Annotated in this window: 12 protein-coding genes and 2 pseudogenes; 10 read left to right on the forward strand and 4 right to left on the reverse strand. The window is 54.9% G+C overall.

The features are described 5' to 3' along the window. Positions 1-100: 100 nt before the first annotated feature. Both ACVWXC_RS12740 and ACVWXC_RS12745 read left to right on the forward strand, forming a co-directional pair. Positions 101-667 (forward strand): class I SAM-dependent methyltransferase, encoded by a 567-nt coding sequence (locus tag ACVWXC_RS12740; RefSeq protein WP_457393145.1) that lies wholly within the window; start codon positions 101-103, stop codon positions 665-667. Then, positions 667-999 (forward strand): cupin domain-containing protein, encoded by a 333-nt coding sequence (locus ACVWXC_RS12745; RefSeq protein ID WP_011433845.1) that lies wholly within the window; start codon positions 667-669, stop codon positions 997-999. The genes ACVWXC_RS12740 and ACVWXC_RS12745 overlap by 1 nt, the downstream gene beginning before the upstream one ends. Here ACVWXC_RS12745 and ACVWXC_RS12750 read toward each other — a convergent pair. Continuing rightward, positions 996-1,883, reverse strand: coding sequence for a TVP38/TMEM64 family protein (locus tag ACVWXC_RS12750; RefSeq protein ID WP_228375352.1), 888 nt, complete (start codon positions 1,881-1,883; stop codon positions 996-998). The genes ACVWXC_RS12745 and ACVWXC_RS12750 overlap by 4 nt on opposite strands. A 133-nt stretch (positions 1,884-2,016) precedes the next feature. Between ACVWXC_RS12750 and ACVWXC_RS12755 the strand changes: the two genes are divergently transcribed. Then, the gene (locus ACVWXC_RS12755) at positions 2,017-2,691 is read left to right on the forward strand and encodes a Fe2+-dependent dioxygenase (protein ID WP_011431398.1); all 675 of its coding nucleotides are present in this window, start codon (positions 2,017-2,019) and stop codon (positions 2,689-2,691) included. On the opposite strand, the gene ACVWXC_RS12760 is transcribed toward ACVWXC_RS12755, so the two are convergent. Both ACVWXC_RS12760 and ACVWXC_RS12765 read right to left on the reverse strand, forming a co-directional pair. Next, positions 2,688-4,061 carry a di-heme oxidoreductase family protein gene (locus ACVWXC_RS12760; RefSeq protein WP_457393138.1) on the reverse strand — a complete coding sequence of 458 codons (1,374 nt, stop codon included), beginning with the start codon at positions 4,059-4,061 and terminating at the stop codon, positions 2,688-2,690. The genes ACVWXC_RS12755 and ACVWXC_RS12760 overlap by 4 nt on opposite strands. Before the next feature lie 45 nt (positions 4,062-4,106). Further along, positions 4,107-5,339, reverse strand: coding sequence for an imelysin family protein (locus ACVWXC_RS12765; RefSeq protein WP_011433843.1), 1,233 nt, complete (start codon positions 5,337-5,339; stop codon positions 4,107-4,109). A 390-nt stretch (positions 5,340-5,729) separates the two neighbouring features. Between ACVWXC_RS12765 and ACVWXC_RS12770 the strand changes: the two genes are divergently transcribed. The 7 genes and pseudogenes from ACVWXC_RS12770 to ACVWXC_RS12800 all read left to right on the forward strand — a co-directional run bounded on the left by ACVWXC_RS12770 (position 5,730) and on the right by ACVWXC_RS12800 (position 11,358). After that, positions 5,730-6,764: a chlorophyll a/b binding light-harvesting protein gene (locus ACVWXC_RS12770; RefSeq protein ID WP_011431394.1), complete on the forward strand. Its 1,035-nt coding sequence runs from the start codon at positions 5,730-5,732 to the stop codon at positions 6,762-6,764. 56 nt (positions 6,765-6,820) lie between these two features. Further along, a complete protein-coding gene (gene fldA, locus ACVWXC_RS12775; protein WP_414358087.1) occupies positions 6,821-7,330 on the forward strand; it encodes a flavodoxin FldA in 510 nt (169 codons plus the stop codon). Positions 7,331-7,378: 48 nt separating this feature from the next. Beyond that, positions 7,379-8,959 carry a chlorophyll a/b binding light-harvesting protein gene (locus tag ACVWXC_RS12780; protein ID WP_011431392.1) on the forward strand — a complete coding sequence of 527 codons (1,581 nt, stop codon included), beginning with the start codon at positions 7,379-7,381 and terminating at the stop codon, positions 8,957-8,959. Between the two features lie 342 nt (positions 8,960-9,301). Beyond that, complete coding sequence (locus ACVWXC_RS12785) at positions 9,302-9,874, forward strand: alpha/beta fold hydrolase (RefSeq protein ID WP_228375351.1); 573 nt, start codon at positions 9,302-9,304, stop codon at positions 9,872-9,874. Positions 9,875-10,055: 181 nt separating this feature from the next. Beyond that, positions 10,056-10,502: pseudogene (locus ACVWXC_RS12790) on the forward strand (universal stress protein). A gap of 289 nt (positions 10,503-10,791) precedes the next feature. Continuing rightward, positions 10,792-11,145, forward strand: coding sequence for a ferredoxin-thioredoxin reductase catalytic domain-containing protein (locus ACVWXC_RS12795; RefSeq protein ID WP_011431390.1), 354 nt, complete (start codon positions 10,792-10,794; stop codon positions 11,143-11,145). A gap of 96 nt (positions 11,146-11,241) precedes the next feature. Continuing rightward, a complete protein-coding gene (locus ACVWXC_RS12800) occupies positions 11,242-11,358 on the forward strand; it encodes a photosystem II reaction center X protein (RefSeq protein WP_011431389.1) in 117 nt (38 codons plus the stop codon). A gap of 282 nt (positions 11,359-11,640) precedes the next feature. Here the strand turns inward: ACVWXC_RS12800 and ACVWXC_RS12805 are convergent. Next, positions 11,641-11,772, reverse strand: a pseudogene (locus ACVWXC_RS12805) (IS200/IS605 family transposase); the annotation flags it as partial. Between the last annotated feature and the right edge of the window lie 35 nt (positions 11,773-11,807).

Here is an 11,807-nt window from a genome sequence, read left to right on the forward strand (position 1 = left end):
TGCCGCAAATCCAAAGAATGAGTCGGCATTCCTTTCTCTCCTTCCTCTTGAATACCTGTGAATACCTGTACCCTATTTTAAATTAAAAGGCTGTACCGGCATTGAGAAAAATCCAGATAACATTGCTCGCACTCGCGCTAATGTTTCTGCAGCAGGGCTAGCCGGCCAAGTTGAGATCCTCGAGGGCGATATCTTTCACCTAGATCAAATCGATCAGAAATTTGACTATGTCTTGGCGGAAGCTATTTTAACAATGCAGTCCGATGCAGGAAAATCTAAGATTTTGTCAGGGATTTACAATTGCCTCAAGCCAGGGGGTAAGTTCCTCAGCCATGAGCTGCGAGTTGAGGGATCCAACAGCGACGCTATCCGCAAGGAGTTATCCTCCGTAATCCATGTCAATGCCAATCCTTTATCTACTGACAGCTGGCTTGCAACTGTTCAGCAAGCAAATCTTACGGTTGTCCAGTATGCCACCGGCCCCTTAACTTTGCTCAATCCCGTTGCTATTGCTACAGAGGAAGGATTGCCGACGCTCTTAACTATGGTGTGGAATGTGCTTACACGTCCTGTAATCCGGCAGCGGATCTTATCTATGAAGCAAATCTTTAGCCGATATCGAAATAACCTAGGCTACATCATACTGATTGCCAAGAAGGAGGCTTAATGATGTCTCTTGTCTCCCCTGAGTCACCTTTTTTGCAGCTCAAAGATCACATTGCTTATTCTGTGGAAGGAGTTCTCAGCAAGATCATTTGGAAAAGTGAAGTCTGCCAACATACTCTTTTCTGTATGGCGGGAGGCACAAGTATTTCCGAGCATACCTCCACAAGGGACGCTACTCTCCACGTCATTGAAGGAACTGGAGTCTTAACCCTTGCAGGTGAGAAGATCTCTCTATCTCCGGGCATATTTGTCTTAATTTCGGCAAATGTTCCCCATGAGTTAGAAGCCACTGCTGACCTTGCTTTTGTTCTGACTTTATCAAAGGCAAGTTAAGAACGCCGCCTTTTACTCAGCCAGCCGCTTAACATCGCCAAAGCAAACATTCCCAGCAAAGCAAAGCCCAGCAGCCACCTTCCCTGCTCTAGGATCCCTGCCCCCAGAGCCACTACTGGGGGTGTAGAGACGGCAATGCCCAAAGCTAGGGCGAGAAGAAAGTTCTGCCATTTTATTTGGGTTAGGCCGGCGGCGTAGGCGACAAAGTCGAATAGGCCCGTCATTAAAAAACCAGCTGTAAGAAAAATATTGTTTTCCAGATAGTTAGCTGAAAGGGCATCGACTTTGTACATCCATTGTCGCCCAACTACTCGCTGTACTAGGTCTCTACCAAACTTTCTGGCTAGGTAGAAGTTAAGTGTACAAGAGATAAAATCAGCAATTGCAATGTAAAGGATTCCCGATCCAAATCCAAAGAGGGCTCCTGCCAAGATGGAGTAAAGGGTGCTGGGTATGGCAGGAATAATAATACTCAGGGAGCGTAATCCAATCAGGGCAAGGGGTGCCCAGGGGCCTAGTTTTGCTATAAATTCTCGAGTTGCCTCTGGATCTAAGCGACGGGCCAGCAAGATGGCAGCTAACAGGACAACAAGCAACAACAGCAGTGAGAGGATGTCTTTCCTTTTTCTGGAATTGATTTTGCTGCTAGAGGACAAATCCTCTGAGGGGGTAGGGGACGATCCTACTGACTCGCCATCTGCTGACTTGTCAAAGGTAGTGCCGGGCGGATAATAGAGTTCATCCTTCAGGATCCAACCTGTTTTCTGTTGCAGATAGGCATGTGTGCTCAAGCCCAGACGCTTTGCCTCGGTGGCAACAGCCTTGTAGTCTAAGCCCAATAGCTCGCAGAGCTCTTTTTGTCGAATACCAGAAGGTGGCTGCATAGGGCAAAAGATCTCTACTTTCTCTGCTAGATGCTTAAGGTTTCCGAGGGATGCTCGAAGTAGGCATGATTTTCATAAGGCTTGTTTTGCTAGTGTAGAAGGTGTCATGTATTTTGCTTTTTAGAGGTTGATAATGATCTTGTGTATTGGCGATGTTCTTAGTTTAGCAGAATTGCAACAGATTCTGTCCCTCATAGCCGATGCTGAATTTGTGGATGGTGCTCTGACGGCAGGCTGGAATGCCAGGCTTGTCAAAAACAATAGGCAAATGCCAAAGGGATCCCTTCAGCAACGGAAGATAGAGGAGATTATCTTGGCAGCTCTAGAGCGTAATTTGTTGTTCCAGATGGCTGCCCGGCCCAAGCTCATTCATTCCATTTTAATTAGCTGCTACGAAGCGGGAATGTCCTATGGCACTCATACCGACGATGCGCTGATGCTCGATCGGCATCAGCTGATGCGCACGGATATTTCCTTTACGCTATTTCTAAGTGCCCCTGAAGACTATGATGGCGGTGAGCTGAAGATCGAGAGTAGCGAGGGGGAGCAAGCCTACAAGCTGCCGGCGGGTGCTTTGATCCTCTATCCTGCTTCCACCTTGCACCGAGTTGAGCCTGTAACCCGTGGGATCCGCTATGCTGCCGTCAGTTGGGTTCAAAGCCTAATTAGGGATCCGCAAGAACGCGAGATCCTCTTTGATTTACAGACTGTGCGGCAGCAGATGTTTCAGGAATCGGGCAAGACACGCCACTTTGATTTGATCTCCAAAGTTTACGCGAACCTGCTGCGGAAATGGGCAGAGCTCTAGAGGGATCGAAGAAAATAGAGCAGGGCTTCTCTGTCTTCAGCAGCCATATTTTTAAAGATCTCGCGGGAGCGTTCAGCTTCTCCCCCATGCCAGAGAATGGCCTCCTCGAGGCTGCGGGCGCGGCCATCGTGCAAATAGCCGGAGGAGGGCAGAACTGTCTGCGACAAGCCGATGCCCCACAAAGGGGGGGTGCGCCATTCTCGGCCCGTGGCCTCGAAGTCAGCGCGGCCATCTGCTAGTCCTTCGCCCATGTCATGCAACAGCAAATCGGTGTAGGGGTGGATGACTTGGTTGGCCAGGGCAGGGATCTCATGAATGCCGGTTTGTAGCTCTGGTCGGTGACACTTGGCGCATTGGGCTTGGACGAAGAGCTTTTCCCCTCGCTGAACTTGGGGATCCTGCCAAAGGGCGCGGCCAGGCACGGCCAGGGTTTGCACGTAAACGGTTGTCGCTTGGAGAGTGGCCTCGTCGATATCTTGGCTGCCATCCGCGGCCGGAAAAAGAGGATTCGTGACACCCATGTCGTTGGCGTAGGCGGCCGCAGTTTGTTGCCTGAGGTTGGGGGTATTGGCTTTCCAACCAAACCGTCCCAGCACCAGACGCTGCTGCTCTTGATCCCAAACCAAGTTGGGGCGGCCAGAGATGCCATCCCCATCGGCGTCGTCAGGATCGGCTGCTGCCAGGATCCTAGAAGCGGGAACGGCCTCCAGTAGGCCCGCTCCACACACCGGCTGGGGGATCCGCAGGGAGATGAGGACAGGATCGATGGGCGATCCCTCCAGAGTTAACAGCTTTACAACAGGAGAACGCAGCCTGTAGGGAGTTCCGTCGGCGTACTCTCTGGTCTGCTCTACCCAGTGCAACTCCACCTTGGCCTCTGGCCGATAGCCCCGAACGGCCTTTTCTTGAACCTGCGTGCCGATGCCGGCCACAGGGGGAGTGTTGCTATGAGGAGCAATGGCCTCCCATCCAAAAGGCTGGGGATCCCCGCTTCTATCCAGGGATCCAACCTGGCTGACTCTGACGACCCGCTGCCCCTTGTCAGGAAAACCTCGGCCGTTTTTAACATGACAACCGGCGCAGGAGTTGTTGTTGAACAGAGGCCCAAGGCCGGGGTTAACAGGCGCCGGAGCGGTGACGAAGCGAGCCTCAAAGGCGATGTCCCCCAGGGCATGCAACCTGGCCCAGCGGGGATCCAAGTTGGGAGCCGGCTGCTCGTAGGCTGTTGAGGTGCGGTTCCAAAGGGTTGTTTCGCCACCCGCTCGAGGGGGCAATGGCTGGGATCCCTCTGGGGCAGCGGGGAAAGCCAGAAAGCTCGCCGCCCAAAGAGAGGCCAATCCCAGCATGAAAATCTGGAGAAGACGACGCATCGGCTATCAAAATATCGGCAACTCAGCTCTTTTGGGACTTTCTTACTACTGCAGGAGCGGCACAACTTCCTGAGCAAAGCTGTCGAAAGCGTCTTCAATTTTTTCCATAGCGGCAGTAATAGATCCACGGGCATTGGCATCGCAAAGGCTTTTTTCGATAGGGGCAGGGATCCCCTGGAGAGCCGCCGCCGCTGCTTGTAACTCCGACTGAATTTGACTATCCAAATTGGGATTGATGTCCCGGACAAATTGGCTCAGGCCACGACCTTTTCTATCTCTAAATCCGCCCAAGTAAGCATACTGAACGCTGCGCACATTGGCCTGGAACTCCGGCAGCGAATGGTGGGCAAAGCGACTTTCCAGCAGAAAAGGATTTTGCTGGGCGAAGGCTTCGCCAATTTTGACCTTGCCCAGCTCGTCCAACATGCCGAGAATACCTTGGGCTATTTCTTCAGCAGCAGCTTGCAGCGTGAGATAACTCTTGCTGCCCTCGCCGGCTTTTACCCATTCTTCGCGAAAAGCAGGCAGCCCTTGCACTCCCTCTGTCCAGCTTTTGAGCAGCTTTGCCGCCGTATCCGCCAAAACTGGGCCAAGGGCAGCCAAGTACTCCCGATCCCGCTCGGTAAAGTCTTGCAAAGACTTGTTGTTATCCACGCCAAAGAGCAAGAAGGCCACGGCATGAAATCCCTTTTGCCCGCTTTCCAACTCGGCCACGGTCTCTGGAGTGAGGGGATCGCCGCTGTTGAGAACTTCCAGCACCTCCACCTCGTTCAGGGGCCATTCGTCCAAATCCGCATCCAGCCCCAAATAAGCCGCCGGCCCAAAGGCAAAAGCCTCGCTCTCCTCCCAAGTGATGCGGGCAACAGACCAAGCCTGGCGAGCCGCTTGCAAAGTCTGGGCATTGGGATCTTGCACGAAGGCCTGGATGGCCTGAGACAGGGCCTGGGTATCGGCGACCAACTGCTCATAGGCAGGGATCACCACCTGATCGGCAAAGTCGAGCAAAATCTGCCGATCCTGAAACCGCTGCTCAGGAGAGAGCACAACGGCTGGCCGGCGAGAGCCTGCCCCTTCTTCCCCACCCTCGCCGCCGCCATCCACCGGGATAGGCCGACACTCCGGGTTCATTTGAGCTGCCTGCTGAGGCGAAGCCTGGCTCAGGGCCGGTGGATCCCCGCCGCCCGCAGCCGAGGGATCCTTTTGGGTTTCCCCGCAAGCGGCCCCGCTGACCAGAACATAAAGCCCTATCCCCGTCCACAGCTTCAGATACCTCGACATCTCCTCCGACTCCTTTGCCCTCGACTTGGCCAACTTTGGCTTGATTGTAATCCAGCTATTGCGACTCAATCTTAAGAAGGGAGAGATTTTTATCACCGGCTGCCACCGGATCGCCCGGCTCGTCCCTCTGCGGGCCAGCTTCCATCTGCAGCTTCCCCAGGTGGGGCTATGGGCGGATACAAGTCCGACTCTTAACAAAACTTAACTCTAAAGACATTGATATTTGTTTGCAAGAAGCCTAGAGTAGGTCACAGCTCGCTGTTGAGATTTACTCTCAACAGTTGGTTACGTGTCTCGAAAGGATGTGTCCGTGCGGCCAGAGGCGGGCCTGGGGCAAGGTCTCTGGCCTTTTCCTAGAAAAGCTTGTTTAGAAACGCAAGAGGAGCGGAGATGACAGCGACGACACTCAAGCAAGAAGGGGGATCTAGCTCGCAACAACAGATCCCGTGGTGGGCGGGCAACGCCCGTTTGACCGATCTTTCTGGCCGGCTGCTGGGGGCGCATGTGGCCCATGCCGGGCTGATCGTTCTCTGGGCAGGGGCGATGACCCTGATCGAGTTGGCCAAGTTTGACCCCAGCCGACCGATGTATGAGCAGGGGCTGATTCTCTTGCCCCACCTGGCCAGCTTGGGGCTGGGGGTGGGATCCGGCGGGGAAGTCCTGGATACGGATATCTACTTTGCGGTGGGAGCGATCCACCTCATCAGCTCTGCCTTTTTGGGGTTTGGCGGCATTTTTCATGCCCTGCGCGGGCCGGCGGTGCTGGATCCCAAAGCCTTTCCCCTGTTTAGCTACGACTGGCAAGACAAAAACAAGATGACCACCATCCTAGGGATCCACCTGGTGCTGCTGGGATTGGGAGCCTGGCTTTTGGTGCTCAAGGCAGTGGTGTTTGGCGGCTTGTTCGACCCGGTGGCAGGAGAGGTGCGCCTGGTGTCTCCCAACTGGAACCCCTTTGGTCACCTGTTGGGCATAGAAGGGCGCCACTGGATCGCCGGGGTGGACACTTTAGAAGACGTGGTGGGCGGCCACCTCTGGCTGGGCTTGCTCCTGGTGGCAGGTGGGGTTTGGCATATCGCGACCAAGCCTTTTGCCTGGGCAGAACGGATTTTTATCTGGTCTGGGGAAGCTTATCTTTCCTACAGCTTGGGAGCTTTGGCCTTGATGGGATTTATTGCCGCCTATTTCGTTGCCGTTAACCCAGTGGTCTATCCCGAAGTTTTCTATGGGCCGCTGCTGCAGGTGGGCTTGGATCGCTATCCCTTCTTTGAGCAAGGGGGAGCTCTCACATCTAGGGTTTGGCTGGCCAATGCCCATTTTTGGCTGGCCTTTTTCTTCCTTCAGGGCCACCTGTTCCATGCCCTGAAAGCGCGAGGGTTCAATTTCCGTACCGGCAGAGTAGAACTTGCAGCGCAGCAGGCCTAACGGCAATCTAGCCATCTGATTTTGAGCTTTGCACTTGCAGTTTCGAGGTAGGAGCAATGGCAAAAGTAGGTCTATTTTTCGGCACTCAAACCGGAAATACCGAGAGAGCCGCTGAGATGATCCAAAAAGAGCTGGGCGAAGACAATGTAGATTTGATCAACATTGCCGAGGCCACGGTTGAGGACTTTGATAGGTACGACTACTTAATCATCGGCTGTCCAACTTGGAATATCGGGGAGCTGCAGGCCGATTGGAATGGGTTTTTCCCCTATTTGGATGAAATCGATTTTTCCGGTAAGACGGTAGCCTATTTTGGAGTTGGGGATCAGTTGGGCTATCCCGACAACTTTCAAGATGCCATGGGGATCCTGGCCCAAAAAATTGCCGAGCGCGGCGGAAAAAACGTCGGCTCCTGGCCTACAGAAGGCTACGAGTTCAATGAGTCCAAGGGAGTGGTTAACGGCGAGTTTGTCGGCCTTGCTCTGGATGAAGACAATCAGCCGGAGCTGACGGAAAAACGAATTAAAGAGTGGACGGCCAAACTCAAAACACTCTTCAATCTGTAATCTCAAACTCGGCTTCTTAGCTTGTTGTGGATACTGTGGGAGTTTGTCATGACTGGCGCAGTTCTATCTTCATCGCCTACCTCTGCTGAGGGATCCCCTCAGGTGAGCTGGCTGGCGGGCAATGCTCGCTTGGTGAATCTGTCCGGAAAGCTGCTGGGGGCCCACGTGGCCCATGCGGGGTTGATCATGCTGTGGGCCGGCGGCATGACTTTGTTTGAGGTGGCCCACTGGGATCCGGCTCAGCCCATGGGCAGCCAGGGGCTGATCTTGCTGCCCCATTTGGCCACGTTGGGCATCGGCGTGAATGCAGAGGGGGTGGCCACGGATCCCTATCCCTTTTTTGTGGTGGGCGTTCTGCACCTGATTGCCTCGGCGGTGCTGGGGGCAGGAGGGATCTTCCACGCCCTTTTGGGGCCGGAGGTGCTGGCCAAGGGAGAAACCTTTGCCGAGTTTTTCGGCTACGACTGGGAAGACGACGACAAGATGACCACCATCCTGGGGATCCACCTGCTGCTGCTGGGGCTGGGGGCCTGGTTGCTGGTGGCCAAAGCGCTCTTCTGGGGAGGGCTGTACGATGCTCAACTGGGCCGCGTGCGCGTAGTTACGGATCCCACCCTCAATCCGCTGCGGATCTTTGCCTACCTGACGCCGCTCATGGGCCAGCAGGGCATGGCCGCCGTGAACAATCTGGAAGATCTGGTGGGAGGGCACATCTATGTCGGCCTGCTCTGTGTGCTGGGGGGATGGTGGCACATAGCCACACGGCCCTTTGCCTGGGCCAAGCAGGTGCTGATCTACTCGGGCGAAGCCTACCTCTCCTACAGCCTGGGGGCCCTGGCCTACATGGGCATCTTGGCGGCCTATTTTGTCAGCGTCAACGAGATCGCCTATCCGGTGGCTTTCTACGGGCCGCTGGGGCTGGCTGCTGACGAGATGGGTGTGGTGAGCAGCCGCACCTGGTTGGCCACAGCCCACTTTGTCTTGGGGATCCTGTTTTTGGCGGGGCACATCTGGCATGCCATCCGGGCGCGGGCGGCAGCCAGCGGCTTTGACTTCCAGCACGGGGGCTGGGTGCGAGCCACAGATCCGCAGGTGGGCAACTTGGACACGCCGGTAAACCGGGGCGATCTCACCCTGCTGCTGCTGCAAAACCTGCCCATCTACCGGGAGGGCCTCTCTCCTTTTTTGCGCGGCTTGGAGATCGGCATGGCTCATGGGTACTTCCTGGTGGGGCCGTTTTACAAGTTGAGTCCGCTGCGGAATTCGGAGCAGGCCCTGACGGCAGGGACGCTGGCGACCATCGGCCTGGTGCTGATCCTGACGGTTTGTCTCTCCATTTACGGACGGGTGTCCTTTCCTCGCTCGCGGCTGGTGGCAGTGGTCAATACCCCCTACGGCGAGGTGGCCTATCCGACGCCGGGCGTGCAACTGATGGCCGAATCGCAGGGATCCCCTCAGCCGGTGCGCGTGCCGGCAGGCTCTGAGGATTTGCCGGAAAACTTGCGCACCCGCGCCGGTTGGAGCCAGTTGGCCGGAGGGTTTCTGGTGGGCGGCGTTGGCGGTGCCCTGTTTGCCTACATGCTCCTGGGCAGCGGCGATGTGGTAGCCCAGATTTTGCCGGGGCTGTAAAGGAGGGTTGAGGCTTCTCAAAGCAGGGAGGGGAGATCCTCATCCCCTCCTCTCTGTCGAGATCTGGCTCTACCTTTTGCCTGCCGGCTTCTGGATCCGATAACCCTTTTTTATGAAGCTTTTGTCAGCCAGCAACTTTAATCTTTCGACCGTCGAAATGGGATGGCTAAAATGAGCTTAGGTTCCGCTTCTGCGCCTTCTTTTGAAGCACTTTATTTGGGCGTTTCTCCCAGTCTAAAGCTTTTCGATCGGCCTCTGTTGGGATCCCTGGGAAAATGTTTCCGTGTAGCCTACTGGGAGTATCACCAAACCCAGGATGAGCCCTGTAGTTTGGAGACAGTCGTGACGCTGCTATACGAATACCTAAAAGCTTGGGATCGACCGGTACATCTCATCGGCCACGGCTTGAGCGGGGTGGTTGCCTATCTTTTTGCCTACTATTACCCCCAGCGGATACGGTCTCTAACCCTGCTGGCTGTAGGCAGTCAGCCTGCCGCCACCTGGCATGCCCATTTCTACGTGCAACGAAAAATGTTTTGCTGTAGCCGAGAACAGCTCCTGGTGCGTATAGCTCAGAGCCTTCTGCCAGCTTCAGAACAGTGGCGAGCGCGCTCACTCTCCCGCGCCCTGGCTAAAGATTTAGACACTTCCCCCATACCTCATTCCCTATTTCAGGTGGTAGCGATTCCAGCCCAGAAAGTGCCGGTGCCGATGTTGGTTTGCGCCAGCGAGGATGATCCCATTGTGGATCCTGCTTCGCTGGAGCAGTGGGGAAACTACTTAAAGCCAGGGGATCAAATGTGGTTTTGTCCTGGGGGGCGACACTTTTTTCACTATTCTTTTCCAAGTTTGGTCAACTTGAAAATCATGGATTTCTGGCAAAAGCTGCAGCAATTGCAGACCAGCCTTGCCTGAAAGACTGGCCTTTGTCCTTAGCTCAACTGCGAGTTTTGTCAGCAACCCCCAACCCCCGCAGATTGCTGGTGGCTCTAACCCTCCAAACAGACAGAAAGAGCTCTCATGCCATAGGGATCTCATCGCCGCCCACAGCGCCCCCAGAGAGACGGCCTCCACCCGGCTCCCCGCTAGAAGTAAAATGGGAGGGGTCGAGCCGGGCTTAAGCGGGGGATCCGCGACTAGGTTCGACAAGCTGCTCTTTCCCATCGACAACTCGCGCGAGACCAGCCACGCCTTGCCCTTGGTGGCAGACCTAGCGCAGCGCTGCAAAAGTCGGGTGTACTTGCTCTCGGTACTGGACAACATGGAGCTTGACGCGGAGCGAGCAGAACAAGCCCGGCAGAACATTCAGAACCTGCCCAAACAGACGGAGCTGGGCCTGCAGTAAATCGGCATCAACAGCGTCAAGAGCGAGTATCGCGAGGGAAAAGTACCCTTCGTCATCTGCGACGTGGCGGACGAGCTGGAGATCAGCCTGATCGTGATGGGATCCCGCAGCCTCAGCCTGTCTGCCGAGGGGCAGAACAACTCCGTCAGCCACCGCCTCATCGACCTTGCTCCCTGCCCGGTGCTGGTCGTGCCCTGAGAAAAGGGATCCCGGTCAGCGTGATCCTGTAGAGTACCCTAGGGCGGGGTCTTGCCAAGTCCAAACAATGTTGCCTTGTGTAACAGCACGGCTCTCACTGTTTGTCTTCTCTAAAAGTCTGCAGTACAACGAAGAGCAAGATACAGCTTTGTCCGACTTCGGGGGAGGTCTGTAGAATCAGCAGGATCCCGGCATACGCACATCTGTATTAACTTCAGAAAGTGTGGCCGGAAGAAGCTGTGAGCCTCATTACCAGCAACAGCCGGTCAGTTCCCTTCCGAGAATCGTCATGGAAAGTCGTGGTTACAACAAGGCCTCCCAGAAGACTTTTGAGGTGATGCGGCATTTCGCAGAAACCTACGCCAAACGTACCGACACTTTTTTCTGCTCTGATCCTACGATTACGACAGCGGTGATCGAGGGCTTGGCTCTGCACAAAGAGCAATTGGGCGCTCCGCTCTGCCCCTGTCGTTTTTATGAAGACAAAGAGGCGGAAGTGAAAGCCGGCTATTGGAACTGCCCCTGTGTACCCATGCGGGAGCGAAAGGAATGCCACTGTATGCTCTTTTTAACTCCAGATAACCCCTTCGCCGGCACCAGCCAAACCCTAGAGGAGGTGCCCCTAGAGTACCAGGCGAAATAGTCGGCAATGCGTCTGTCTCTGGGTTGAGCGACAAAGACCAGTATAATCGGGAAATAGTTGAGTGGTTGATAGTCGCACGAGGAGGAAACTCTTTTTATGACTCCCTCACTGGCTAATTTTCTCTGGAGCTTGGTGTACGGCGCAGTGGTGCTGGGGCTTCTCTTCGGCGCCATCGTCTTCGTCAGCCAAAGAGATAGGGTGCGTCGTCGCTGATCCCTCTGCTCGCGCTGATGCTCTACTTCTTTGCTGTTGTTGCTGAGTGGAAAGAGACTCGGGTGCTAAGGTTTGCTCTGGTAGGCAACTGCCAGGGTGCTTTGTCCACCTGTCAGGGATCCAGCCGGGTTGAGTGACAACCGGATCGACGTGCTTGGCGCCGTTGTTGCTAACGCTCACAAAAAAGAATAGCTTGGTAGCCCCGCACTTGAGTGCGGGGCGGAAAAGCCCGCTAGCCACTTTAGTCGCTTACCCATGATGGGGGTCGTTGATATAGTTTCATAGCTCAAACAACCTCTTCCTGACTTCTCCTACCAAGACCTTTTTCCTTCTCTTTGGCCAAAAAATGAGATGAACAACCGCTAGCCCCACACCATGGTTGTAGTGATTGTACCGTTGACTTTCCTCTCGCACTATCGCTTGCCCATGTCAGACTGCGGTTGTCATGC

The organism is Thermostichus sp. OS-CIW-20 (assembly GCF_054061455.1).

Bases quoted from the DNA above. Each gene is read 5' to 3' on its own strand.
- ACVWXC_RS12745 (WP_011433845.1), top strand. From the start codon at position 667: ATGATGTCTCTTGTCTCCCCTGAGTCACCTTTTTTGCAGCTCAAAGAT.
- ACVWXC_RS12750 (WP_228375352.1), bottom strand. From the start codon at position 1,883: ATGCAGCCACCTTCTGGTATTCGACAAAAAGAGCTCTGCGAGCTATTG.
- ACVWXC_RS12755 (WP_011431398.1), top strand. From the start codon at position 2,017: ATGATCTTGTGTATTGGCGATGTTCTTAGTTTAGCAGAATTGCAACAG.
- ACVWXC_RS12760 (WP_457393138.1), bottom strand. From the start codon at position 4,061: ATGCGTCGTCTTCTCCAGATTTTCATGCTGGGATTGGCCTCTCTTTGG.
- ACVWXC_RS12765 (WP_011433843.1), bottom strand. From the start codon at position 5,339: ATGTCGAGGTATCTGAAGCTGTGGACGGGGATAGGGCTTTATGTTCTG.
- ACVWXC_RS12770 (WP_011431394.1), top strand. From the start codon at position 5,730: ATGACAGCGACGACACTCAAGCAAGAAGGGGGATCTAGCTCGCAACAA.
- fldA (WP_414358087.1), top strand. From the start codon at position 6,821: ATGGCAAAAGTAGGTCTATTTTTCGGCACTCAAACCGGAAATACCGAG.
- ACVWXC_RS12780 (WP_011431392.1), top strand. From the start codon at position 7,379: ATGACTGGCGCAGTTCTATCTTCATCGCCTACCTCTGCTGAGGGATCC.
- ACVWXC_RS12795 (WP_011431390.1), top strand. From the start codon at position 10,792: ATGGAAAGTCGTGGTTACAACAAGGCCTCCCAGAAGACTTTTGAGGTG.
- ACVWXC_RS12800 (WP_011431389.1), top strand. From the start codon at position 11,242: ATGACTCCCTCACTGGCTAATTTTCTCTGGAGCTTGGTGTACGGCGCA.